Raw genomic sequence first — 23,879 nt, forward strand, 5'->3', positions numbered from 1 at the left:
AGCCGCCATGCCGCACCATCACCCCCACGGGATATCCCGCCGCGCCGTCACAAGGGCCACCGCGGCCACGGGACTTGCCGTCCTGTTCGGTGCCACGGGCACCGTTGGCCGGGCCCGGGCCGCGACGCAGATCTCGGCGCGCACGTTCGACGTGTCCGTGTCGTCGCCGGCGCTGGGCCGCAACGCGCCGGTGCGGGTGATCCTGCCGTCGGGCTTCGACGCGCAGCCCGGGCGGACGTACCCCGTGCTGTATCTGCTGCACGGGGCGCACGACGACTACACGTCCTGGACCCGGGAGACGGACATCGAGGCCTTCACCGAGGGGCGGGATCTGATCGTGGCGATGCCGGACGCGGGTCCGACCGGTATCCCGAGCGCGTGGCGGGACGGTCCCGACTACGAGACCTTCCAACTCACGGAGGTTCCGGCACTGTTGGCCCGCGACTACCGGGCGTCCGGGGTGCGGGCCGTCGCCGGGGTGTCCACCGGGGGCTACGGTGCGATGGCGCACGCGGCCCGTCACCCGGGGGCGTTCACCGCCGCCGCGTCGTACAGCGGCATCCTCGACACCACGGCCCCCGGGGTGCCCTCGCTGGTGGACGCCATCGTGGCCCGCGAGAACCTGGCGCCCAGCTCCCTCTGGGGCAATCCCCTCCTGGACCTGCTGACTTGGCAGAGCTTCAATCCGCGAGCCCGGGCCGTCGGACTGCGCGGGACTCCCTTGTACGTGTCCAACGGCAGTGGTGTGGCCGGGGGTTCGGGCGACTGGCTGCCCGAGGCGTTGGAGAGTCTGCTGTGGCCCTCCGCGCACAGTTTCACCGGCTTTCTCGCCCTGCTCGGCATTCCTGTCACCGCGCATTTCTATTCGGGAGGAGGTCACAGCTGGGCTTATTGGAAAGGGGAGTTCACCACCTCGTGGCCGATGCTCGCCGGTGCGCTGGGGCTGCCGGAGTGATGTCGGTGCAGCCGGGGCACGGAACGGAGCGCAGGGGACGACCGTCCAACACGGGACGTCCCCCTCGTCCCACGGGCAACAGTCCGTGGGCGAGCCGCCTCCGGGGGAAAGGAGTGTCCGTCGTGGCTGTCCCCACCCCGCGCGGAGTACCCACCGAGCCCGGAACCGCGCTGGTTCCGCCCGACCTGGCCGAGTTGCTGCGTGCCCAACTCGCCGCCGTCTCCGCGGAGGTGGAGGAGGTGGTCCGCAGACATGTCCCCGAGTACGCGCGGCCGGCTGATGGCACCTATCGCGAGAACCTGAGATCCGGGGTGGTGCAGGCGCTCACCCTGTTCGTCGACCACATCGCGGACCCGGACGGCCAGAACGCCGCGATGGCGGCGGCGTACTACGAGGAACTCGGGCGGGGCGAGGCCCTGGAGGGCCGCAGCCTGGAGGCGCTGCAGTCGGCGATCCGCGTGGGCGGGCTGCACGCGTGGCGGCTGATGGGCCGTACGGCGGAGGAACTCGGCCTGGATTCGGCGGTGGTGGCCGCGCTGGGCGAGCTGGCGTTCCGTACCGTGCACGAGGTCGCGGAGGCAGCGGCGGCCGGGTACGCGGAGGCGCAGTCGCGCAGCACGCACGAGGTGGAGCGGCGGCGCCGACGGCTGCTCGAACTCCTGCTGGGCGAGGGGCCGGTGGCCCCGGAAACCTTGCAGGACCTGGCGCACGGCGCGCGGTGGCGGGTGCCTTCGCAGGTCGCCGTCATCGCGCTGGCGGGCCCCGCGGACCCGCGTGCGGAGGACCGGCCGCCGGCGATGCCCGGCGCGCTGGCCGACATGGAGTCACGGCCGCCGCGCGTCCTGGTGCCGGACCCGGAGGGCTACGGCCGGTTCGGCGGGCGGTCGTTCGTCCTCGGGCTGGGTGGCCGTCCGGCGGCGATCGGTCCTACGGTCCCGGTCGTCGAGGCCGCGCGGTCCTTGCACTGGGCCACGCGGGCGCTGGGGCTGATGGGACGCGGGGTGCTGCCCCGGCAGGGCGTGGTGCTGTGCGCCGACCATCTGTCGACGCTGTTGCTGCACAGCGACGAACCGCTGCTCGCCCAGTTGGAGTTACGGGCCCTCGCGCCGCTCGACGCCGCTTCCGAGGGTCAACGCCCGCGGCTGGCCGAGACGTTGCTCGCCTGGCTGCTCAGCGGCAGCAACGTCCCCGATGTAGCCGCCCGGCTCCACATCCACCCGCAGACGGTCCGCTATCGCCTGCGTCAGTTGGAGAAACTCTTCGGCGCCTCCCTGCACGATCCCGGCACCCGTCTGGATCTGATCCTCGCGCTGCGTTCGGCGGCTTCGCGGGAGGGCGACCAGGACTCACGGGGCGGTGACCGCGACTCACGAAGCGACAAAAACAGAGAGAGTTTCTGAATTCCCGTCCATAACACCGGGTACGGGAACGCGAATACCTTCGGGACAGTCCTTTCCACAGGCGCTTTCACGCGCCCCACCCTCAAAGGATTCCCATGCGTATTCGCTTATGCCTGGCCGCACTCTCGCTGGTCGGCGGGGCCGGGCTCGCCACCCTCTCCGCACCCGCCGCGTCGGCCGCCACCTGCTCGGACCTCGACGTCGTGGCGGCGCGCGGCACCTTCGAGCCGGGCACACTCGGCCTGATCGTCGGCGACCCGGTGTTCTCCGCGCTCCAGCAGAAAATCTCCGGAAAGTCGCTCTCCAGCTACGCGGTGAACTATCCCGCCGACCTTTCCCTCACGTCCGCCGCGACGGGAAACGCCGATGTGGTGAACCACGTCAACGCACAAGCGGCGGCCTGCCCCAATCAGCGTTTCATTCTCGTCGGCTATTCGCAGGGCGCGAACGTCGTCGACAACTCCATCGGAATCAGCAGCGACGGCGCGGTGGTCGGCAGCCCGATCGTCGCGACCATTCCCGCCGCGGTGGAGCCGAAGGTCGCCGCCGTGCTGCTGTTCGGCAACCCGATCCGGGCCCTCGGCAAGAGCGTCACGGGCACCTACCAGAGCCGCACCATCGACTTCTGCGCCAACGGTGACCCCATCTGCCAGAACGGCGGAACCGACGTCCTCGCCCACCTCGGCTACACCTCCGACGCCGACGCGGCGGCCACGTTCGCCGCGGGCAAGGTCTGAGCCGTAGCAATGCGCCGATGAGGACCGGGAGTTGATCCTCCCGGTCCTCATCGGCGTCCCGGAACGGCCGTACGGGTTCGGCTACTTGGGCGATGCGGCGAACGCGGCGAGGCTGCTGGAGACGGCCTCGGGGCGGCCGTCGTTCTGGACGGGTGCCGCGGTCAGTACGTCGAGGTGCTGGTAGCCGGGGGCGATCACGGGGTGCAGGCCGGCCGGGATGTGACCGGCGAGCAGGCCGTCGCCCGCGAGCACGGTGAGCGTCGGGTTGGCGGTCAACCCGCCCGGGTGCACGACGAGTTGCTTCACCTGTGGTGAGGTGGCCAGCTCGATGTCGGTGACCAGCTTGGTCGGGAAGTACTGCTCGGTGAAGTCCAGCGGCTGCTCCCCCATGCTGCGGGCCAGCTCATGGATGTCGGTGACCTCCTTGGAGGCATTGGTGAACGGGGTGCCGTCGGCCGACCGGTACCCGGGGTCGTCGGCGGCGCCGACACGGTCGTAATCGCGCCAGGTGTAAAGCGGCCCGTGCGGCACGGCCGGGATGGCCTTGTACTCGACGCCGAAGAGCTGCGACTGGTCCGAACTGCCGTTGGCGGCGGGGAAGTTCTTGTCGGTGATCGGCCCACCGTCGAAGAAGCCGACGCTGCTCTGCAGGAAGGCGAGGGGTACGGAGTTGTCGTCCATCAGCGACCCCAGCACGGCGTCGTTGGTGAGCCGGAAGTCCTTCACCGCGGGTGAGCCGGTGAGGAACGTGGCGGTGTCCTTGGAGAACAGGAAGCGGTTCGTGGCCTCGATGTTGACGTTGGAGGGGAGGTAGGACGGCAGGTCCGCCTCACCGTTCGGGTTCCGTACGGCGCCCAGGCCGGCGATGGCGAGCAGGGTCATCGTCTCGGGGTTGAGCAGCACGGGCGCGGACAGCGAGCGGGACAGCACGCCGCTGTCGAGCCCGGCCTGGACGACGCCGTAACCGAGCCCGATGTCAGGCAGGTTGGTGTCGTCCGGGATGCTGCCGCTGAGGTCCGACAGGTCGGTGGAGATCGTCGTGTCGAGGGCGAAGTACCCGGCGCACTGGTTCTGCCCGGCGTCCGCCGTGGTCGCGGGGTTGCCGTCGAAGTCGGCCGCCGCGAAGTAGCCGGTGATGACACCGCCGAGCGAGTGCCCGCCGCACAGCACCTTGTTCTTACGCAGGGTCGGATCGGGCAACTCGGCGGTGAGCAGGTCGTATTCGTCCCGTACGGTCTGCTGGATGCCGAGCTTGGCCATCCAGCCGAGCTTGTCGTTGCCGACGAACCCGGCGAAGGTCCGGCCGCCGACCGCCTTGCCCCGGTAGTAGTAGTCGACGGCCGTGTGCTGGTCGCCGGAGGCGATACCGGTCGGATCCTCAAGGCAGTTGGAGCGCCGGTCCAGGGCCCAGAACTCGATGTGCCGTCCCTGCGCGGCGGCTTGGACGACCGTGTCGCGGGCGACGCTGTCGAACGCTCCGGCCCCTTCCAGGATGCCGGGTTGGGCCACGAGGATCCGGTCGGCGTCGGCCGGCGCGCTCGGTCCGTCGGCGGAGCGGTAGCGCAGATACGACAGCCAGTCGCAGGCCGTCGGCCGGGCGCCGAACGACTGCGGTAACGGCACTTTGACCCGCACCACCGACTCGACCACACCGTCGGCGGGATGCGTCGACGCCACCGGCGTCTCGGTGCGGGCGCTCTCCCCCTGGGCCTGCGGAGCGGCCGCGGTGAGCGCGCCCGCGGTCAGCAACACCGCGAGCGCGGCACCGCGCCACGTACGTCCTGTGCTCGCGGCTCCCCGCCACGAACTTCCTTTGCTGCGACTCGTGTTCATGGCCGGACCGTAGGACGGTCAGGACCACGGGATCAGGCGGTGCTCACAAGAACGCAGCGCACGCCGGCGCCCTTGTCACCTGCTCGCAGAGAACCTCGCAGCGAACCTCGCGGACAACGGCGTGAGGTCAGGCGTCCTTGATCGTCGCGGTGACTGGCGTGCCGGTCTCCACCGTACGGCTGACCGTGCACAGCCGGTCGTGCGAGACGGTGACCGCCCGGGGCAGGATCGCGCGGGCCCGGTCCCCGGCCTCCCCCTCCGGGAAGGTCACGGCGAAGGTGACCGCCAGGTCGGTCATCCGGTTGCCGAGGTCGTCGCTGACCTTGTTGCCGGTCACGGTGACGGTGAATCCGTCCGGCTCCGCGTGCCGCGTGGTGGCCACGTCGACGTCGGCCGCGGTGCAGCCGCCGATCGCGGCGAGCAGCAGCTCGACCGGGGTGAACTCGGTACCGCCGCCGACGGCGGTACCGAAGTCGATCGTGCCGCCACGGGCGTTGGTCGCGGTGAAGCGGCCGGGGGCGGTGCGGTCGACGGTGACTTGGCGCAGGGGGTTGTCGCTCATGGTGGGGATCCTTCCAGAGACCTCGACCGGATCGTCCGAGGCCACGGAGATGATCCCTGGAAGCGCACCCTCAGCCGACGGCCGACCGGGCGCCGCCGATCTCGGCTGCGACCGGGGCGTGGGACAGGTATTGCGTGATGTCGTGCGCCCGGTCCTTCCGATTGGCGCAGAGCACGTCGCGAACGCGCGCCCAGGTGTCGCCGAGCGGACAGCCGATGGCGACGGCGTCCGCCGCCGCCCACGCGTTGGTCCACACGTCCACCTGACCGGGCCGGACCGGTCCGCGGGCGAGCAGTCGCTTGTACACGGCGTCCAGTCCGAGCGGACTGCCGGCCGTCACCAGCAGGGGCACCGAGATCCCGCCGGGCAGCATGGTGCACAGGTCGAGCGCGACGACGGTGCCGAGGCTGTGGCTGACCAGCACGATCTCGCCGTCCTCGGGCAACCCGGACAGCACCGCCTCCAGCACGGCGTCGCGTACCGACTTGTCGCCGAGGTAGGCCGCGACGTCGTGGAACACCGCCGCGATCACGACGTCGTCGAGCCCGCTGCGCGCCGCGATCCAGGACAAGGGCCGTTGCAGTGCGGCGACCGCCCCGCCGAGCAGGCCCGACTCCCCTGCGTTCTCGGGCTGTTGCTCCAGGGCGGGCATCCCGGCGGCCTCGGCGGAATCGGCGATCAGCGCGGCGTACACCGTGCGAGCGCCGGAGTCGGCCGGCACGTACGCCTCGGCCGTGGTCGTCGCCGTATCGAGTGCGGCGCTCTCACGGCCGGCCGTCGCGGCGGCCAGCGCGTCGCCGTAGAAGGGGAACCAGACGTCGGCATCGTCCAGTGGGGGAAGGCCCGCAGCCGCCAGTCCGACGGCCAGGCCCCGGCACCAACTGGCGCGCAGTTCGGCGGGGTTGTGGCCCTGCTGGCCGCGACCGTGCAGGAACACCACGCGCCGTCGGCCGGCGGCGGTCCGCCCGGTGACGCCCCGCCGCTCTTGAACACCTGGGCCGCTTTCGCCGAAGCGGCCGCCGACCGGCACCTTCTCGACAGGCGCCGGCCCGACCGGCACCGCCTGGGAGCCCAACTCGGCGAGCAGCGCCTGCTGTTCCGGTGGCAGCGCGGCCGCGGCGAGGTGCCGCAGGATGCTGCTGACCCGGGCCCCCTCGTTGGCGATCCAGCCCGCGCCGCCGGGATCGGGTACGCCGGCGTGGTGCAGTGCGACGACCTCCCACTGGTCGTTGAACACGGGCGAGCCGGAGTTTCCGGGCTCGGTGTCCGTGCGGTAGTGCAGGAACTGCGGGAGCTGGTTGAGCAGTTCGTTGGCGCGGACCGCGACCTCCTTCAGCCGCGCGGCGGGATGGCCGACGATGTTCACCGGCTCCCCGATGACGATCTTCCCCTGTTGGGCGATCAGCTTCAGCCAGCCGTGCGCCTCGCCCGGCCGCTTCCCGTCGGGGCGGGCCCCGACCGCGACGAGCGTGTAGTCGAGCGCGGGGTCCGTGACGAACAGATCGTCCGGGGCCAGGTCGTAGGAGTCGACCGGTTTGGGCACACCGTCGGCGTCGGATTCGAAGTCGAAGTCCGCGAAGGACCCCGTCGCCGTCGCCACGTCGGGCAGCACGTGGTTGTTGGTGAGCAGCAGGCGCTCCCCCACCAGGAAACCGGTGCCGAACCCGGCCCGCTGTCCGCCCTGGATGATGGAGACGCGGGCGACCGCGCGGGCCGCACGCGCGCCGCGGGCAAGGAAGTTGACGCTCTGCAGCTCGTTCGCGGCGCCGAGGATCCGCTCGAAGACGACGGCGGGACGCACCGGCCCTTCGTCGGACGGCACGAGCGCCAGTTCCCCCGGGTCGACCTCGCGCCTGCTAACCAACCGCTCCGCGCGTGCGCGCAGCTGTTCCTCGCTGTCGGCGGCGAAGGGCGTACCGGTCTCCACCTGCCGACGGCGGATGTTCTCGCGCTGGTCCACCGTCTCCCGGTAGCGCTCCACCATGTTCCGCTGCTGCTCTCGTAGGTTCATGCGCGCATGGTCCGGCGAGCGGGGAGCAGGGCGCTTCGGGGAACTCCCTACGGCGCACGCGTACGCCCCCGCCGATGCGGATCGGCGGGGGCGTGACGGGCAGGGCTCGAAGGGTGTCGTCGGGTCAGAGCACCCCGGCGAACCGGAGGAAGTCCGCGATCGTGCGCACCGGCCGGCCGTTCGGCAGCAGGACGCCCTGTGCGGGGCTCCAGCTCGTCCGGTTGGCGTACGAACCGGGGTCCTTGCGGATCTGGCCGATGACGGTCTCGGCGACGATGCGGCTGCCGACCTCGCCGAGCCGCTGGCCGAGCTCCCGCACCTCGGCCTCCTTCAGCACGTAGAACCACAGCGGGGTCCTGTCGAACAGACCGCCGGCCTCCAGGGCATCCTTGACCAGGTCGCTGCTGCCCTCTTCGAGTTCCGCGCGGCTGAGGGGTTCGACCTCCAGTTCCTCGGCCACCGCCTGTCCGGTGGGGGCGGCCAGTCGGTAGCCGCGAAGGAGGTTGCGTTGGGCGAGGTGCTTGAGCAGTTTCTTGATCCGTTCGGGCAGGCTCGGGTCGGTGCCCTCGTTGCGCAGGTCGGCGAGCGGTGGTGCGAGCCTGGTGTCGATGAGCCGGGCGAAGCGGTTGGCGAACGGGCTGTTCTTGTCGACCATCCGGTCCCACTCCGCCGGCCAGTTCGACGGGAGCGTCGTGAGCGTGCCGGCGAAGCCGCCCTTGCCGGTGAACTGGAAGAGCAGGTCCAGGGTGGACACGGCGGCCCTGTCGCCGGGTCGGCCGAAGTTGCGGTTCCAGTCGTAGGCGCCACGCACCATGCTGTGACCGAAGCGGAAGGCCGCCACGGAGAACTCGATCGGCATGTAGGTGCCGCGGCGGTCCAGGTCGAGCAGGTTCCCCTCGGCGGTGTCCACGCGGTCGACGACGTCGGGGCGCGCCACGGTACGCAGATAGTCGTGCACGCTCAACCACTGGTAGGTCCACCGGGTGAGGTCCCTGGCCCGCCGGAAGATCTCGACGTCCGTCTCGAACTCGGGCTCGTGGTCGCGCACCCAGTCGACCGCCGCGTTGTGGAACCGCAGGAACGCCACGTGGAGTTGGGCCACCACGAGGTTCTCGTCGTTGCGTGTGTCGCCGACGAGCGGGGTGCGGTCGGCCTTGCGCGGCAGGTCCCGCTGCGTGTCGTCGACCGGGGGGATCAGCGCGCCCACGTTGGCGGGAACCGGCGAGAGCAGGCCCAGCCGGAACTTGATCCCGTCGTACGGAACGGCGTCCTTGCCCGGCACCGGTGGCGCGAACGGTCCGTCGCCGTAGACCGAGTCGAGGTTCAGCGCCGGGATCCGCAGGTTCTCCAGCTTTTTGACCACTTCGTCCGGTGGCACGGGCGGCGGATTCTCATCGGTGATGCTGATCACCAGGTCACGGTCGGTCGCGGCCGTCAGGTCGTGGTCGACGAACTGGCCCCAGTAGGTGTAGATCGGCGGAATCGGCGAGTTGAGCACCGGGTCGCGCACCTCGTCCGGGGTCTCCACGATCGCCGAGCCCAGGTCGAGGAGGGCCTTGACGACCGTGGGGACGTCGTCGATCGGCAGGTGGTTGTCCGGGAACTTCTTCGCGAGGTCGAGGAACAAGTAGTCGAAGGAAGTGGTACCCACGTGCGCCGCGTCGTCGGTGGACTCCTGGACCACCGTGCTGCGCATGCTGAGACTCTCCTGGCTCTGGGCGGTCTTCTCCGCCTCCTCCGCACTGTCGAGAATCGCGTGTCCACCGTGCGTGAGGTTCGTGATCACTCGCCGGAACTGTCCCTGCTCAGTCATCCCGTATCCCTTTCCGGTCTAGGAGCACGCGAGCATTCCCGAACGCCCGCGCCACGGCTTCGGGGAACTCCCTGCCTCCGCCCGGGACATGCCCTCGCGCGTTCTCGGAGGACCCGTTCGCCGGAGCTCCTACGCCACCTGCCGGGTCGGCGGCGCAGGATGTACCCGGCACCTCCTACGCGTCATGGGCCCACAGCACGGAGAGCACCGTACGCAGGCCGCCGTAGGACGGCCCCGACCCCTGACGCCGATCACCGTCCCGGAGGCACGCTGAGGACATGACCCCGCCGCTGGGGAGCGGCGGAGGTACGGGGGCGTCATGGAAGAACCAGCGATGACGGACGTGTCGGCAAGCGCGGCGGCATACGATCCGGTCCGCGCGGCGGACGACTCGGGTGCGCACGGGCCGCACCGCGTGGTGACTCCCGGCGTACCCGACGGGGTGACGTCCCTCCCGGGACCCGCCGCCCTCGTCGGCCGACGCGCCGAACGAGACCTGGTGGACGGCCTGGTGGACGCGCTGCCCCGGCGGGGCGGCGCTCTGCTGCTGAGCGGTGAGCCGGGGATCGGCAAGAGCATGGTGCTGCGCCACGCGGCCGCCCGCTGCCAGGATGCCCGGGTGCTGTGGGCCTGCGGAGTGGAGTCGGAGGCCGTCCTGCCGTACGCGGTGCTCGCCGACGTGCTGCTGCCGCTCCGCCGTCACTTCGGCGAACTGCCGTCGGCCCAGCGCAGTGCCGTCGAGGGCTGTCTCGCGCTCACGGACGTGGCTGAGTCGAACCCGTACGCGGTGTGCGCGGGCGCGCTCGGGGTGCTGGCCGCCGCCGGGGAGTCGTGGCCGCTGCTGGTCCTCGTCGACGACCTGCACTGGGCCGATCCCTCGTCGCGCCAGGTCCTGCAGTTCGTGGCCCGGCGGCTGGCCACGGAGCGAGTGGCCCTGGTCATGGCGGCACGCCGGGGGCGGCAGGAGGACGGGATCCAGGAGAGCGTGCCGCAGACCACGCTGGGGCCGTTGTCGGACGACGAGTGCTGGACGCTGCTGCGGCGGCAGGCGCTCGACCGGACGGATCGGGCGGCGGACCGGATCGTCCGGCTGGCGAACGGCAACCCCCTGGTCCTGGTGGAGTACGCGGCGGCGCTCGCCCGGGCCCGTGCGTGCGGAACCGAGCCGTGGGACGACTCGTGGGAGGCGCCGGGGCCACTGGTGGAACGGGCGTGGCGCGGACAACTGCGCATGCTGCCGGCGCGCAGCCGAAAGGCGCTGGTGTACGTCGCCGCCGGCCGGGCTCCGCAATGGCCGCTGCTGCAAAGGGTGTTGGCGTTCGACGGACTCACCACCGCCGACCTGGACGCGGCCGAGGCAGCCGGGCTGGTCCGCATGCGGGACGGCGCCTGCGAGCTGCGGCATCCCGTGCTGCGGCCGGTGGTGCTGGGACAGTGCGCCACCGTCCGGCGACTGGAGGTCTACCGGCGACTGGCCACCCTGAGCTCGGGCGAACTGCAGACCTGGTACCTGGCCGCCGCCGCCCCCGGTCCGGACGAGTCGGTCGCCGCCCGCCTGGTGTCCGACGCCCGGCAGGCGCGCCAGCGTGGGGCGTTGGCGGCTGCCGCGCCCGCCTGGCGCCGTGCCGGCGAGCTGTCGCCGGACCCCGCGGACGCGGCCCGCCGACTCTTCGAAGCCGCACACGACGCGTTCTACGGCGGTACGACGCGCGATGCCGCCGAGTGGTGCGAACAGGCCCTGACACGCAGTCAGGATCCGTTGCTCACCGCGGACATCGAGTTGCTGCGCGGCCAGGCCTGCACCTGGCTCGGGGACCCGGGCCGCGCGCACCAGCTGCTGGTCGGCGCCGCCCGGACGGTGGAGCCGGTGGACCGCTCACGTGCCTCCCAGCTGTACGGGGCCGCAGTGGTGCCGGCGACGATGGACGGGCGGATACGCGACGCGTGCGACATCGCCGCACGCTGCGAGGCACTGGCGGACGGCATGCACGGCACCCGGCGTCGGCAGGCCGCCGTCATGCGCGCCCGGGCGGAGGTGCTGGGCGGCGACGTGAGCGCGGGCCGTACGACCCTGCTCGCGCTGCTGGACGAGACGCGCGGCCTGACCGGCCCCGAGGAACGTCAGACGACGATGGAGATCGCGCAGGGCCTGTCGTGGACCGGCGACGGGGACCTCGCCCGCCGCGTGCTGGACACGGTGATCGAGGGGGTGCGCCGCGACAACGCCCCGGCCCTCCTGCCGTACGCCCTGTTGGCGCGGTGCCAGGTGGAGATGTGGTCCCGCTGGCCGATGGCGCGCGCGGACGCCACCGAGGCGCTGCGCTGGGCGGAGGAGTTCGGGCATCTGGCGATGACGGGCTACGCCTTGATCCAGCTCGCGCGGCTCGACGCCCTGCACGGCGACTTCGCGGACTGCCACAAGCGGGTGGCGCAGTACGAGCGCTGGTGCGGCAGCCGACTGCGCGGCCTGGCCATGTTCGCACGCGGTGCGCTCGGTACGTCCGCTTTCGCCGCCGGTGACGCCGAGGCGGCTCGTACGCACCTGGAGGCCGCGTTCGCGCTGGCCGACGAGATGGGGCTGGTCAATCCCACCCTCATGCCGTGGGTTGCCGACCTCGCCGAGGCCTGTCTGCGCACGGGGGCGAGGGAGGGTGCCGTGGCCGTCGCGGACTGGCTGCGGGAGCGCGACACGGCGACCGGTCTGGCGTGGCCGGCGGCCGCCCACGCCCGGTGCCGGGTGATGCTCGCGCGGTCCGCCGAGGAGGCCGCCGACTGGCTGGCCGTCGCGGAACGCGTCCATGCCGACAAGGAGATGGCTTTCGAGGCGGCGCGGACACGGCTCGTCGCGGGAGAGGTGCTGCGCCGGTTCCGGCGGCCGTCCGCGGCACGGGAGCCGCTGCTGCTCGCACAGCGGACGTTCACCGCGCTGGGCGCTGTTCCGTGGGCGGTCCGGGCCGAGGCGGAGGTCGCGGCGACCGGACACCGCTCAGCCGTCCACGGGGACGAACCGCCTCCGGTGGCCCTGCTCACGCCGCAGGAGCTCCAGGTGGCGCGTGCCATCGGCGAAGGCCTCAGCAACGTGGAGGCGGCCGCGTCGCTCTTCCTCTCCCGCAAGACGATCGAGGCCCATCTCACCCGCGTCTACCGCAAGTTGGGCGTCCGTTCCCGCTCGGACCTGGCGCGTTGCCTGGCCCACGCCGGGGTCACCGGGTAGCGGGGCGCGGGCAGTCGGGATACGACGGAGTCCGGTGCGGGCAGGACGTGTGCCGCCCGCACCGGCCGCTTCAGGAGACCTGTGAGGCGTCGACGAGGACGACCCGGTGGTTGTACTGGATCGTGTAGTACTTGGCCGCGCCGGTGACGTAGGTGTCGCCCGGGACGAAGAAGTCGTCGGCGCTGACCGGGGGTTGGGTGGCGACGTAGGCCTGGCCCGCCGGGAAGCCGTAGACGGTCAGGGGCTTCTGGGTGGACGGCGACAGGCCGGACGGGTACTCCGACGCCTGCGGGTAGCCGGAGCCGTAGAGGGTCGCGGCCTGGTCGCCGGAGTGGAGGATCGTGGCGCCCGGCGCGGCGCAGGTGTTGACGCCGCCGGGGTTGTGGAACCACACCTTCGCGCCGCTGAACCAGATGGCGGTCCAGTCGCCGTCGACGTCGGCGACCACGAACTGCTGGCCGGCCGAGACGGTGCTGCCCCAGTCGTGGATCGAGTCGGTGCCCGCGCTCGCGCCGGGGTGGATGGCCGGGTCGGCGAACAGGGGCGCGTCCGCGCTCGGAGCGGTGCGCACGGGAAGGAAGTCGGAGGGTGCGGTGCTCTCGGTGCAGGCGGTGGTGGCGCCCGTGGGGTCGTCGGCCGGGCAGACCTGGACGGTCTGCTGGTTGGTCGCGAACTCGGGGCTGATGGTGACCGCAGAACCCACCCTAGGGGCGTGCCGGGCGGCGCTCTGCGCGTGGGCCGCCCTCGACGGGGCGACCATGTTCATGAACGCCGTCCAGTCCCAGTAGGGGCCGGGGTCCCAGTGCATGCCCCGCACGTAACTGTCCTGCGGGCCGGGCACGTTGTCGTGGCCGATGATGTGCTCGCGGTCGAGCGGGATGTCGTACTTCGCGGCGAGGTACTTCACCAGATCGGCCGTCGCCTGGTACTGCGCCTGCGAGTACCAGGTGGCACCGTGCGCGGCGTAGCCCTCGTGCTCGATGCCGACCGAGTGCATGTTGAACCAGTAGTTGCCGGCGTGGAAGGCGATGTCCTTGGCGTGCGTCATCTGCGTGACGGCCGCGTCCGAGGCCCGCATGACGTAGTGCGCCGAGTCGCCGGAGCCCGCCGTCTGGAAGGTCTTGATCGCGGCGTCGTAGGACGACTCGGTGTCGTGCAGGACGATGTACTTGATCTGCACGCCGTCGTCCGGGCGGCCCGCGACCTGCCCGTTGGAGGCGGCCGCGGCGAGGAAGGTGCAGTCGACGGTGGCCGGGCACTCGGTGTCGGTGGCGGTCGCGGCGGCCTTCAGCTTCAGTTCGGAAAGCTGCCGCGTCTCGGGGTGGACCGCGCTCTGCGCCGCGAGGCGGACGTGCTGTCCGTCGACGGTCGTCCGCGAGGCGCCCGAGGACACGGTCTTGAAGACGCGGTCGGCGAAGAGCTGCGCGGCCTTCTGGTCGGACGACTGGCTGTACTTGGCCACCGCGCCGTACCAGTCGGCCGGGTCGGTGGAGCTCTTGCCCGTCAACTCCCGCTGGTACGAGGCGAGCAGGGCGGCACCCGCACGGATGTTCTCGCGGTCGTCGGTGCGCAGTTTCGTCGCCGGGGTGTCGGTGAGCTTCGCCGCCGCGTCCAGGGTGTGCAGCGCCGGGTCCGACGTCAGCTCGGCGAGGTCACCGCGGCCTGCGGCGCCCGTCGCGCCCCCGGACACCATCGTGGGGGTGACGTCCGTCAGGTTCATCGGGCCGTATCCGCCCGAGGTGTTGTAGTGCCCGTCGTGGTCGTCCCACTGCGACTCCTGGTACGACACGGCCAGGAGCACGGGCAGCGGTACGCCGAACTCCTTTGCCGCGTCGGTGAAGGAGGACTGCCGGTCGGCGCCCGGGGCCTGGGCGGCCTGCGCCGTCGACGGCAGAACGGCGAAACAGCCTGCGGCCACGGCGCCGCCGGCCAGGATCCCGGCCAGCACCTTCCGGGGTGATCTTCTACGCGAGGATTGCTGCAAGGCTCTTCCCTTGTATGTAGTGCCCTGAATGTATGGAGTGCTCTGATGCATGTAGTGCCCTGAGGCAGACGTGCGGGGTGACGCCTGCCCGAACCACTGTGCGGAAGCTTCCAGCATCACCCACTGGACGTCACAACTCCCGCAGCCGCCAAGCGAGTCGGCGCCTTCATCAGTGGTGTCACTGGTCTCGACGTCATCCGGCGCGGTCCGGTTGCGGTGCGGTCGCGGGGCGGCAGCACCGACACGAAGTCGCCGTGGTCGCGGCCGTCCGCCGTCGGAGTCCCCGCGGGGCTAGTGTCCATCGGGTGAGCACAGACGATGTGAACCGGCGCTGGACACGGTCCATGCCCGAGGCCTACGAACGCCACCTGGTGCCGGTCCTCTTCCGCCCCTTCGCCGCCGACCTGGCCGCCAGGGCGGCAGCGCTGCGACCCCGCACGGTCCTGGAACTCGCCGCCGGAACCGGGGCGTTGACCTCTGCCCTGCTCACCGCGGTGCCCACGGCCTCGGTGGTGGCGACCGACCTCAACGAAGCGATGGTCACCGCGGGATCGGCACGGGAACCCCGTGCGGACTGGCGACAGGCGGACGCCCAACACCTGCCCTTCGAGGACGGCGGCTTCGACCTCGTCGTGTGCCAGTTCGGGGTGATGTTCTTCCCCGACCGGCCCGCCGCCTACACCGAGGTGCGCCGGGTCCTGGCCCCGCAGGGGCGGTTCTTGTTCAACAGCTGGGGCCCGCTGGCCTCGCACGGATTCGGGGCCGCCTTCCAGACCGCCCTGGAACAGTCCATGCCCGACGGAGCACCCCCGTTCCTGAAGGACGTGCCCCACGGCTACTCCGACCCGGCCGTCGTCACCGCGGACCTGGCGGCCGCCGGACTGACCCTGGCCAGCGCCGAGGAGATCACGCTGGAGGGCGTCGCGGAGTCGGCAGCCTCCATCGCCACCGGGTTCCTCACCGGCACACCGGTGAGCGCCGCCGTGCAGGCACGCGAAGACGCGCAGGCCATCCAGGCCGCCGTCACACAGAAGATGACGGACCGACTCGGCACCGGCCCCGTGACGGCACCGATGACCGCGACCGTCTACACAGCGCACCAGTAGGCAGAGCCCTCCACCAGGACGCGAAAGCCGGCCCGAGCAGAACGCTGACGCGGAAGCTCCGCACCGGCCGGCCGCTGAGGAAGAAGCGCCGCCGCGCAGCCCTGCTCGCGACGTACCGAGCCCTGCCAGCACAAGGGTTTGCGAGCCGCGATTGAAACCGTTCAACTCCCCGCGCATCCACCTCGCGCGGCGACTCCGCCCGAAGCGATCGCCAAGTAGCCATGTCACAAAAACCGTTGCATGACGATTGACCCCGGCACCACCAGGCTCTACGTTACCCACGCCTCTCACATCTGAATCGATTCATCCCCTTCCGCACGAGTGAGGAGTCGTAGTGATCAGCAGGAGGAACATACTCGCGGGCGCGGTCGCCACGGTCGCGGCAGCGACCGTCGACGGCGCACCGGCGATGGCCGCGCCGGCATCCGGACAGACGCGGGCAGAGACACGGACGCCGCACGACGGACAGCGCGTCACGGCGCCGACCGTGGAATACGTCCAGCACCCGCTGGGGCTCGACGCACAACGGCCCCGGCTGAGCTGGCCGTTGGCCTCCGACAGCGTGGGCATGCGCCAGAGCGCCTATCAGATCCGCGTCGCCACCACCGCGTCGGGCCTGTCCCGCCCGGACGTCTGGGACAGCGGGAAGGTCACGTCCGGCGAGTCCGTCCTCGTGTCCTACGGAGGTCCTGGACTCAAGCCCCGGACGCGCTACCACTGGTCCGTACGCGTCTGGGACGCCGACGACCACGCCTCCGACTGGAGCGCTCCCTCGTGGTGGGAGACCGGACTGATGGATGCCGGGCAGTGGACCGCCGACTGGATCTCCGCACCCGCGGGCCTCGTGGACGCGCCGTCCTTCGAGGGCGGTTCATGGATCTGGTTCCCCGAGGGAGATCCGACCAACAGCGTTCCGGCGGCCACCCGCTGGTTCCGGCATACCGCCCACCTGCCCGACGGGATCACGTCGGCGACGCTCGCCATCACCGCGGACAACGTATATGCCGTCTCGCTGAACGGAGTTGAGGTCGCCCACACCGACCTCGACACCGACAACGAGGATTGGAAGCGCCCGGCGGTGATCGACGTGCTGGACCACGTGCGGACCGGTGACAACGTTATCGCCGTCGCCGCCACCAACGCGACGGAGGGCCCGGCGGGGCTCGTCGCCACCCTTGTCGTCCGAACCGCGTCCGGTGAGCAGAAGGTGTTCACCGACGCCTCCTGGAAGGCGACGAATCAGGAACCAGCCTACGGATGGCGGGAGTCGGGGTTCGACGACGGGAGCTGGCCGGCGGTCCGGGTGGCAGCGGCCTGGGGCAGCGGACCGTGGGGACGAGTCGTCCCGGTGTCGTACGCCGTCACCCAGCTGCGACACGAATTCCGGCTGCCGCGCCGGAAGGTGGCCCGAGCACGCCTGTACACCACGGCGCTGGGCCTGTACGAGAGTCACCTCAACGGCAGCCGGGTGGGACTCGACCAGCTCGCTCCCGGCTGGACGGACTACCGCACCCGCGTCCAATACCAGACGTACGACGTCACCGAACTCCTGCGGCCCGGCGCCAACGCCATCGGGGCGTATCTGGCACCCGGCTGGTACGCCGGCAACGTGGGCATGTTCGGGCCCGGTCAGTACGGTCAAGTCCCGGCGCTCCTGGCCCAGTTGGAGGTGGAGTACGCGGACGGGACGAGCGAGCGCATCGTGTCGGGCGCCGACTGGCGGGCCGCCGCAGGGCCGATCGTCGCCGCCGATCTGCTCAACGGCGAGACGTACGACGCTCGCAAGGAGACCCCCGGCTGGGCCTCGCCAGGCTTCGACGACACCGGCTGGCTCGGCGTGCGGGGCATGGGTGGCGTCGGCGACTTCGGTCCCGACCTGATCGTCGCGCAGGTGGACGGTCCGGTACAGGTGGAGCGGGAGCTGACACCGAAGACCGTGACCCAACCCAGGCCCGGTGTCTACGTGTTGGACCTGGGCCAGAACATGGTCGGCTCGGTGCGGCTGCGCGTCTCGGGCGACGCGGGCACGACCGTCCGGCTCAGACATGCCGAGGTGCTCAACCCCGACGGCACCATCTACACCGCGAACCTGCGGACCGCGGCGGCGACCGACACGTACACCCTCAAGGGCGGCGGAAAGGAGGAGGTCTACGAGCCCCGCTTCACCTTCCACGGTTTCCGGTATGTGGAGCTGAGCGGATTCCCCGGCACTCCCTCGGGGAGGGCCGTCACCGGCCGCGTGATGCATACGTCCGCCCCCTTCACCCTCGACTTCGAAACCGACGTACCGATGCTCAACCAGCTGCACCACAACATCACTTGGGGCCAGCGCGGCAACTTCCTCTCCGTCCCGACCGACACACCCGCGCGCGACGAACGCCTGGGCTGGACGGGAGACATCAACGTCTTCGCGCCCACGGCCGCGTACACGATGGAGTCGGCCCGCTTCCTGTCCAAGTGGCTCGTCGACCTTAGGGACTCGCGGACCGCGGAGGGCGCGTTCACGGACGTGGCCCCGATGGTCGGCACGGTCGGCAACGGCACGGCCGGCTGGGGCGACGCGGGGGTCACGGTCCCCTGGTCCCTCTACCAGGCATACGGCGACCGCCAAGTCCTCGCGGACGCCTGGCCGTCCGTCCGGACCTGGCTGACGTACCTGGAGAAGCACAGCGACCACCTGCTGCGCCCGGACCAGGGATACGGCGACTGGCTGAACGTCGAGGACGAGACCCCCAAGGACGTCATCGCCACCGCGTACTTCGCGCACAGCGCCGATCTCGCGGCGCGGATGGCCGGCGAACTCGGCGAGGACACCGCCCCGTACAGCGATCTCTTCGAGCGGATCCGAGCGGCCTTCCAGGACGCCTACGTCACCTCCGACGGCCGCATCAAGGGCGATACGCAGACGGCGTACGTCCTGGCGCTGTCGATGAACCTGCTGCCGGACGCGTCGCGGAAGCCCGCGGCCGACCGTCTCGTCGCCCTGATCGAGGCCAAGGACTGGCACCTGTCGACAGGGTTCCTCGGCACTCCCCGACTGCTTCCCGTCCTGACCGACACGGGCCACACCGACGTCGCCTACCGCCTCCTGCAACAGCGCTCGTTCCCCGGTTGGGGCTACCAGATCGACCGGGGCTCCACCACGATGTGGGAACGCTGGGACTCCATCCGGCCCGACGGCAGCTTCCAGGACGCGGGCATGAACTCCTTCAACCACTACGCCTACGGCTCGGTGGGGGAATGGATGTACACGAACATCGCCGGCATCTCGGCGGGCCGGCCCGGCTACCGCGAGATCGTCATCCGCCCCCGCCCCGGCGGAGCCGTCACCACCGCACGCGCGACGTTCACCTCGGTCTACGGCCCGGTCTCCACCCAGTGGCGGCAGCGGTCCGGCCGGTTCACGCTGACCTGCGCGGTGCCGCCCAACACGACGGCCGAGGTGTGGATCCCCACGTCCACCCCGGATGCGGTGACCCACACGCACGGGACCTACCTGCGCCAGGAGGACGACTGCGCGGTGTACCAAGTCGGCTCCGGCACCCACCGCTTCACCACCTGATCAAGGCGGTAGGGCTGCCCGGAGCGGTCACCGGTCCGGGCAGCTCAACCAGAGGCGGCACCCAGAGATGAGAGACAGCATCAGGACCCTGCAAGAAAAGTGAGGCGCACCTTTCGCTCCGGGTTGTCCCTGTTCGTATCGACCAGACACACCGACTGCCACGTCCCCAACTCCAGCCGCCCGCCCACCACCGGCAACGTCGCGTGCGGCGGTACGAACGCCGGAAGGACGTGGTCGCGGCCGTGCCCGGGGCTGCCGTGGCGGTGCTGCCAGCGGTCGTCGGCGGGGAGGAGGGTGTGCAGGGCGGCGAGGAGGTCGTCGTCGCTGCCCGCACCCGTCTCCAGGATCGCGACGCCCGCGGTGGCGTGCGGGACGAAGATGTTGAGGAGGCCGTCGCGGCCGGCCGCCGCCTCCCGGAGGAAGGCCTCGCAGTCGCGGGTCAGATCCATGACCCGCTCCCTCGAACCGGTGGCGACGTTCAGGACTCGAGTGGTGAAGGCAGCTGACATGCCTCCCATCCTGACCCATCTGTCGGACTCCGCGCCCGATACCCGCCCGTCGGGCTCCCCACCCGATCGATCGCCCGGCCCGTGATACGAGAGGTCCAGCCCGCGAGACACCGTTGACCGTGGCACGCCATCTGACCTATTTTCGGCCGCATGTTGCGTTCAGTTCTGCTCACCACGCGCGGTCACATCGACCTGCTGCGGGTGGCCTCCGCCGCGTGTCGCCGCGGCTGCTGACGTCTTCTTCCGCCTCACCCCTTCTCCTTTCCCGCACTCCGTCGCGCCCGTTCACATCGTCGTGACGCGGCGGCGTTGAGGCGTACCCCTCTCCTCACCGGACGCTCTCCCCCATCCGTGGAGCACCCATGAGCATCAGCCACGCCCCGCCCGACTCCTCCGGGCCCGACATTTCCCCTATATCGGCATCGAAGGCCGACTCAGGCGATCCCGCTCCGCTCGATCTCGTCCCCCTCGTCCCCACCTCCTCGCGCCGCACCCGCGTCCCCCGCTGGCTGCGCCGCACCACCGGCCCGCTCGTGCTGCTCGCGCTGTGGCAACTCCTCAGCAGCACAGGCGTGTTGACCTCCGACGTGCTCGCCTCGCCCGGGCGGATCGCCCAGGTCGGCTGGGACCTGATCGACAGCGGTTCACTGACCTCGGCCATGGCCACCTCGCTGCAGCGGGTCGCCGTCGGGCTGCTCCTCGGCACCGTCATCGGCACCGGACTCGCCCTGGTCTCCGGTCTGTTCAGGGTCGGCGAGGACCTGGTCGACGCCCCCGTGCAGATGCTGCGGACCGTGCCCTTCGTCGGGCTGATCCCGCTGTTCATCATCTGGTTCGGCATCGGCGAGGCCCCGAAGGTCGCCATCATCACGCTCGGCGTGACCTTCCCGCTCTACCTCAACGTCTACGCCGGAATCCGGGGCGTGGACAGCCAGTTGATCGAGGCCGGTGAGTCGCTCGGGCTGTCCCGCTGGGGGCTCGTCCGGCATGTGGTGCTGCCGGGCGCGCTGCCCAACGCGATGACCGGGCTGCGTTACTCCCTCGGCATCGCCTGGCTGGCCCTCGTCTTCGCCGAGCAGATCAACGCCGACGCCGGCATCGGCTTCCTCATGGTGCAGGCCCGGGACTTCCTGCAGACCGACGTGATCGTGGTCTGTCTGATCGTCTACGCCTTCCTCGGCCTGCTGGCCGACTTCCTCGTCCGCATCCTCGAAAGGCTGTTGCTGCAATGGCAACCGACGTTCACGGGCCGGTGACCACCCGATCGGCGACCCGGTCGCCGGTGACCACGCAGGCGGTACGCGTCGAGGGGCTGACCCGTTCCTTCGACGGCCGCGCCGTCATCGACAAGCTTCAACTCGACGTGCGGCAGGGCGAGTTCGTGGCACTGCTCGGCCGCAGTGGCTGCGGCAAGTCCACGTTGCTGCGCATCCTCGCCGGGCTCGACCGGGACATCGCGGGCACCGTCCTCGTGCCGCGTCGCAAGGCCGTCGCGTTCCAGGCGCCCCGGCTGATGCCGTGGAAGAAGGTGTGGCGCAACGTCCTGCTCGGGCTGCCCGGCAAGCCCGAACGGGCCGTAGCGGAAAAGGCGTTGGCGGAGGTCGGGCTCGGGGATCACTCCGACGCGTGGCCCAAGACGCTGTCCGGCGGTGAGGCGCAGCGGGCCTCGCTGGCCCGTGCGCTGGTGCGCGAGCCGGATCTGCTGCTGCTCGACGAGCCGTTCGGGGCGCTCGACGCGCTGACCCGGATCAAGGCGCAGCGGTTGGTGGGCGAGCTGTGGCAACGGCGGGGCTGTGCCGTCCTGTTGGTGACGCATGACGTCGAGGAGGCCGTGCTGCTCGCGGACCGGGTCCTGGTGATGGACGACGGTGTCATCGCGCACGAGGAGCGCATCGAACTGGACCGGCCGCGCGACATCACCGACCCCCGGTTCGCCGAACTGCGCGCCGGACTCCTGGAACGCCTCGGCGTCGACACCGCCGCCGAAGCCGCCTGAACTCCCCCACGCACCAGCCCAGTTACCGAGAACGGAACCCCCATGCGACGAAGCCTCGTTCCCGCCGCCCTGCTGCTCCCCCTCGCCCTCCTGTTCACCGCCTGCGGCGGGAACTCGGCCGCCGAGACCTCGACGGGCACCGACGGCAAGGGCTCCCTCACGCTCGACGTCGGTGACCAGAAAGGCGGTTCGGAGGCGGTGCTGCGGGCCGCCGGTGAACTCAAGAACCTGGACTACAAGATCAAGTGGTCCACGTTCACCTCCGGCCCGCCCCTTCTGGAGGCCGTCAATGCCAAGGCCGTCGACATCGGCGGTGTCGGCAACACCCCGCCGGTGTTCGCGGCGGGCGCCGACTCGAAGATCAAGGTGGTGGCCGCCTGGCACGGCACGTCCGAGGGCGACGCCATCCTCGTGCCGAAGGACTCGAAGCTCAGCGAACCGCAGCAGCTCAAGGGCAGGTCCATCGCCGTGGCGCAGGGTTCGTCCGCGCACTTCCAGCTGGTCGCCTCCCTCAGGGCGGCCGGGCTCGGCATCGGCGACGTCAAGGTGAAGTACCTCCAACCGGCCGACGCGCTGGCCGCGTTCACCTCCGGCAAGGTCGACGCTTGGGCGGTGTGGGACCCGTACACCTCGCAGATCCTCCAGGCCAAGCAGGGCCGCCTCCTCACCACCGGCGAGGGCGTGACCAACGGCCTCACCTTCCAGGTGGCGGCGCCCGGCGCGCTGGCGGACAAGAAGAAGGCCGCCGCCGTCAAGGACTACCTCGACCGGCTGCGCCGCGCCCAGACATGGGTGTTCACGCATCAGGACGAGTGGGCCAAGGTGTGGTCGAAGGACACCGGGCTGCCGTACGAGGTGGCGCTGGCGTCAGTGAAGCGGACCAACTCCACCCGGGTCCCGGTCGCGGTCGACAAGCCGCTCATCGCCTCCGAGCAGCAGATCGCCGACACCTTCACCCAACTCAAGCTGATACCGCGGGAGGTGGACTTCGCCGACTTCGTGGACACGCGCTACAACGAGAACCTGCCGGCCTCCACCTCCGCCCCGCGCACCACGGGAGGTTCGTGACATGGGCGTGCGTCTGCACTGGTTCCTGCCGACCGGCGGGGACGGCCGTACGCTCGTCGACCGGCACGCCTACGGGCCCAACCGCGCGGGCGCGGTCCGCGGGGTGCGGCCGCCGGACATCGAGCACCTCGCCCAGATCGCCAAGGCCGCCGAGCAGTTGGGCTTCGAGGCGGTGCTGACGCCGACCGGCACATGGTGCGAGGACGCCTGGCTGACGACGGTCGCGCTCGCCCAGCACACCGAACGGCTGAAGTTCCTGGTGGCGTTCCGGCCCGGGGTGATCTCGCCGACGCTGGCCGCGCAGATGGCGGCGACCTATCAACGGGTCACGCGGGGGCGGCTGTTGCTCAACGTCGTCACCGGCGGCGACTCGGCCGAGCAGCGCCGCTTCGGCGACCGTCTCGGCCACGATCAGCGGTACGCCCGTACGGACGAGTTCCTGTCGGTCGTACGAGGGGTGTGGCGGGGAGAGCCGTACGACTTCGACGGTGTCCACTACCAGGTCGAGGGCGGGCTGACGGCGCTGCCGCCCGATCCGGTGCCGCAAGTGTTCTTCGGGGGTTCGTCGGCGGCGGCCGGGCCGGTCGCCGCCAGGCATGCGGACGTCTATCTCACCTGGGGAGAACCGCCGACACAGGTCAAGGAGAAGATCGACTGGATTCGCGGGCTGGCCGAGCGCGAGGGGCGGGACGTGCGGTTCGGGGTACGGCTGCACACCATCTCGCGGGACTCGCCGGCCGAGGCGTGGGCGACCGCGAACCGGCTGCTCGACGACCTCGACGCGGACACGATCGCGGCCGCGCAGACAGCCCTCGGGCGCAGTGAATCGGTGGGCCAGCGGCGGATGTTGGCCCTGCACGGCGGTTCGCGGGACGAATTGGAGATCCATCCGAACCTGTGGGCGGGCGTCGGTCTCGTCCGGGGTGGCGCGGGGACCCACTCGCTGGGCGTCGAGCACTTCGTGCTCTCCGGGTATCCGCATCTGGAGGAGGCGTACTGGTTCGGCGAGGGTGTGATTCCCGAGCTGGCGGCGCGTGGGCTGGTCGAGGAGAGGACGAAGGCCGGCTTGCCGTTGCTCGTGAGCGGCAGGAGCTGAGCGGCCGGGAAGATCCACGGCTTCGGCGCTGTT

17 protein-coding genes are annotated in these 23,879 nt (G+C 70.9%); 11 read left to right on the plus strand and 6 right to left on the minus strand.

The window, feature by feature from the left end:
- Positions 1-7: 7 nt before the first annotated feature.
- The 3 genes from ACGFY9_RS11990 (at position 8) to ACGFY9_RS12000 (ending at position 3,092) form a co-directional block, all read left to right on the plus strand.
- Positions 8-955, plus strand: coding sequence for an alpha/beta hydrolase (locus ACGFY9_RS11990; RefSeq protein ID WP_393753602.1), 948 nt, complete (start codon positions 8-10; stop codon positions 953-955).
- Between the two features lie 122 nt (positions 956-1,077).
- The gene (locus ACGFY9_RS11995) at positions 1,078-2,355 is read left to right on the plus strand and encodes a PucR family transcriptional regulator (RefSeq protein WP_393753603.1); all 1,278 of its coding nucleotides are present in this window, start codon (positions 1,078-1,080) and stop codon (positions 2,353-2,355) included.
- Positions 2,356-2,450: 95 nt separating this feature from the next.
- Positions 2,451-3,092 carry a cutinase family protein gene (locus ACGFY9_RS12000; protein WP_393753604.1) on the plus strand — a complete coding sequence of 214 codons (642 nt, stop codon included), beginning with the start codon at positions 2,451-2,453 and terminating at the stop codon, positions 3,090-3,092.
- An 81-nt stretch (positions 3,093-3,173) separates the two neighbouring features.
- On the opposite strand, the gene ACGFY9_RS12005 is transcribed toward ACGFY9_RS12000, so the two are convergent.
- The 4 genes from ACGFY9_RS12005 to ACGFY9_RS12020 form a co-directional block, all read right to left on the minus strand.
- Complete coding sequence (locus ACGFY9_RS12005; protein WP_393753882.1) at positions 3,174-4,844, minus strand: hypothetical protein; 1,671 nt, start codon at positions 4,842-4,844, stop codon at positions 3,174-3,176.
- 208 nt (positions 4,845-5,052) lie between these two features.
- Positions 5,053-5,487 (minus strand): OsmC family protein, encoded by a 435-nt coding sequence (locus tag ACGFY9_RS12010; protein ID WP_393753605.1) that lies wholly within the window; start codon positions 5,485-5,487, stop codon positions 5,053-5,055.
- A gap of 70 nt (positions 5,488-5,557) precedes the next feature.
- Positions 5,558-7,498: a trypsin-like serine peptidase gene (locus ACGFY9_RS12015; protein WP_393753606.1), complete on the minus strand. Its 1,941-nt coding sequence runs from the start codon at positions 7,496-7,498 to the stop codon at positions 5,558-5,560.
- A gap of 124 nt (positions 7,499-7,622) precedes the next feature.
- Positions 7,623-9,311, minus strand: coding sequence for a heme peroxidase family protein (locus ACGFY9_RS12020; protein ID WP_393753607.1), 1,689 nt, complete (start codon positions 9,309-9,311; stop codon positions 7,623-7,625).
- A gap of 319 nt (positions 9,312-9,630) precedes the next feature.
- On the opposite strand from ACGFY9_RS12020, the gene ACGFY9_RS12025 reads away from it, so the two are divergent.
- A complete protein-coding gene (locus ACGFY9_RS12025; RefSeq protein ID WP_393753608.1) occupies positions 9,631-12,525 on the plus strand; it encodes an AAA family ATPase in 2,895 nt (964 codons plus the stop codon).
- 70 nt (positions 12,526-12,595) lie between these two features.
- On the opposite strand, the gene ACGFY9_RS12030 is transcribed toward ACGFY9_RS12025, so the two are convergent.
- Positions 12,596-14,560, minus strand: a complete 1,965-nt coding sequence (locus tag ACGFY9_RS12030) for an N-acetylmuramoyl-L-alanine amidase (protein WP_393753609.1) — start codon at positions 14,558-14,560, stop codon at positions 12,596-12,598.
- Between the two features lie 293 nt (positions 14,561-14,853).
- On the opposite strand from ACGFY9_RS12030, the gene ACGFY9_RS12035 reads away from it, so the two are divergent.
- Both ACGFY9_RS12035 and ACGFY9_RS12040 read left to right on the plus strand, forming a co-directional pair.
- On the plus strand, positions 14,854-15,615 hold the full coding sequence (locus ACGFY9_RS12035; RefSeq protein WP_393753883.1) for a class I SAM-dependent methyltransferase: 762 nt from the start codon (positions 14,854-14,856) through the stop codon (positions 15,613-15,615).
- Positions 15,616-15,949: 334 nt separating this feature from the next.
- Entirely contained in the window at positions 15,950-19,177 is a 3,228-nt protein-coding gene (locus tag ACGFY9_RS12040) for an alpha-L-rhamnosidase (RefSeq protein WP_393753610.1), read from the plus strand.
- Positions 19,178-19,257: 80 nt separating this feature from the next.
- On the opposite strand, the gene ACGFY9_RS12045 is transcribed toward ACGFY9_RS12040, so the two are convergent.
- On the minus strand, positions 19,258-19,686 hold the full coding sequence (locus tag ACGFY9_RS12045; RefSeq protein ID WP_393753611.1) for a secondary thiamine-phosphate synthase enzyme YjbQ: 429 nt from the start codon (positions 19,684-19,686) through the stop codon (positions 19,258-19,260).
- Positions 19,687-19,836: 150 nt separating this feature from the next.
- Here ACGFY9_RS12045 and ACGFY9_RS12050 point away from each other — a divergent pair, with 150 nt between their 5' ends.
- The 5 genes from ACGFY9_RS12050 (at position 19,837) to ACGFY9_RS12070 (ending at position 23,846) form a co-directional block, all read left to right on the plus strand.
- Entirely contained in the window at positions 19,837-19,920 is an 84-nt protein-coding gene (locus ACGFY9_RS12050) for a putative leader peptide (protein ID WP_350495123.1), read from the plus strand.
- Between the two features lie 128 nt (positions 19,921-20,048).
- The gene (locus ACGFY9_RS12055; RefSeq protein ID WP_393753612.1) at positions 20,049-20,942 is read left to right on the plus strand and encodes an ABC transporter permease; all 894 of its coding nucleotides are present in this window, start codon (positions 20,049-20,051) and stop codon (positions 20,940-20,942) included.
- Positions 20,915-21,682 carry an ABC transporter ATP-binding protein gene (locus tag ACGFY9_RS12060; protein WP_393753613.1) on the plus strand — a complete coding sequence of 256 codons (768 nt, stop codon included), beginning with the start codon at positions 20,915-20,917 and terminating at the stop codon, positions 21,680-21,682. The genes ACGFY9_RS12055 and ACGFY9_RS12060 overlap by 28 nt, the downstream gene beginning before the upstream one ends.
- A gap of 42 nt (positions 21,683-21,724) precedes the next feature.
- Positions 21,725-22,750, plus strand: a complete 1,026-nt coding sequence (locus ACGFY9_RS12065) for an ABC transporter substrate-binding protein (RefSeq protein WP_393753614.1) — start codon at positions 21,725-21,727, stop codon at positions 22,748-22,750.
- A gap of 1 nt (position 22,751) precedes the next feature.
- Complete coding sequence (locus ACGFY9_RS12070; RefSeq protein WP_393753615.1) at positions 22,752-23,846, plus strand: LLM class flavin-dependent oxidoreductase; 1,095 nt, start codon at positions 22,752-22,754, stop codon at positions 23,844-23,846.
- Positions 23,847-23,879 lie beyond the last annotated feature (33 nt).

It is taken from the genome of Streptomyces sp. NPDC048504 (assembly GCF_043200035.1).
Lineage (GTDB): Bacteria > Actinomycetota > Actinomycetes > Streptomycetales > Streptomycetaceae > Streptomyces.

What these genes read in the sequence shown, in the direction of transcription:
- ACGFY9_RS11990 (WP_393753602.1), top strand. Translation starts at nt 8, where the DNA reads ATGCCGCACCATCACCCCCACGGGATATCCCGCCGCGCCGTCACAAGG.
- ACGFY9_RS12000 (WP_393753604.1), top strand. Translation starts at nt 2,451, where the DNA reads ATGCGTATTCGCTTATGCCTGGCCGCACTCTCGCTGGTCGGCGGGGCC.
- ACGFY9_RS12010 (WP_393753605.1), bottom strand. Translation starts at nt 5,487, where the DNA reads ATGAGCGACAACCCCCTGCGCCAAGTCACCGTCGACCGCACCGCCCCC.
- ACGFY9_RS12015 (WP_393753606.1), bottom strand. Translation starts at nt 7,498, where the DNA reads ATGAACCTACGAGAGCAGCAGCGGAACATGGTGGAGCGCTACCGGGAG.
- ACGFY9_RS12020 (WP_393753607.1), bottom strand. Translation starts at nt 9,311, where the DNA reads ATGACTGAGCAGGGACAGTTCCGGCGAGTGATCACGAACCTCACGCAC.
- ACGFY9_RS12025 (WP_393753608.1), top strand. Translation starts at nt 9,631, where the DNA reads ATGGAAGAACCAGCGATGACGGACGTGTCGGCAAGCGCGGCGGCATAC.
- ACGFY9_RS12030 (WP_393753609.1), bottom strand. Translation starts at nt 14,560, where the DNA reads ATGCATCAGAGCACTCCATACATTCAGGGCACTACATACAAGGGAAGA.
- ACGFY9_RS12035 (WP_393753883.1), top strand. Translation starts at nt 14,854, where the DNA reads ATGCCCGAGGCCTACGAACGCCACCTGGTGCCGGTCCTCTTCCGCCCC.
- ACGFY9_RS12045 (WP_393753611.1), bottom strand. Translation starts at nt 19,686, where the DNA reads ATGTCAGCTGCCTTCACCACTCGAGTCCTGAACGTCGCCACCGGTTCG.
- ACGFY9_RS12050 (WP_350495123.1), top strand. Translation starts at nt 19,837, where the DNA reads ATGTTGCGTTCAGTTCTGCTCACCACGCGCGGTCACATCGACCTGCTG.
- ACGFY9_RS12055 (WP_393753612.1), top strand. Translation starts at nt 20,049, where the DNA reads ATGAGCATCAGCCACGCCCCGCCCGACTCCTCCGGGCCCGACATTTCC.
- ACGFY9_RS12060 (WP_393753613.1), top strand. Translation starts at nt 20,915, where the DNA reads ATGGCAACCGACGTTCACGGGCCGGTGACCACCCGATCGGCGACCCGG.
- ACGFY9_RS12065 (WP_393753614.1), top strand. Translation starts at nt 21,725, where the DNA reads ATGCGACGAAGCCTCGTTCCCGCCGCCCTGCTGCTCCCCCTCGCCCTC.
- ACGFY9_RS12070 (WP_393753615.1), top strand. Translation starts at nt 22,752, where the DNA reads ATGGGCGTGCGTCTGCACTGGTTCCTGCCGACCGGCGGGGACGGCCGT.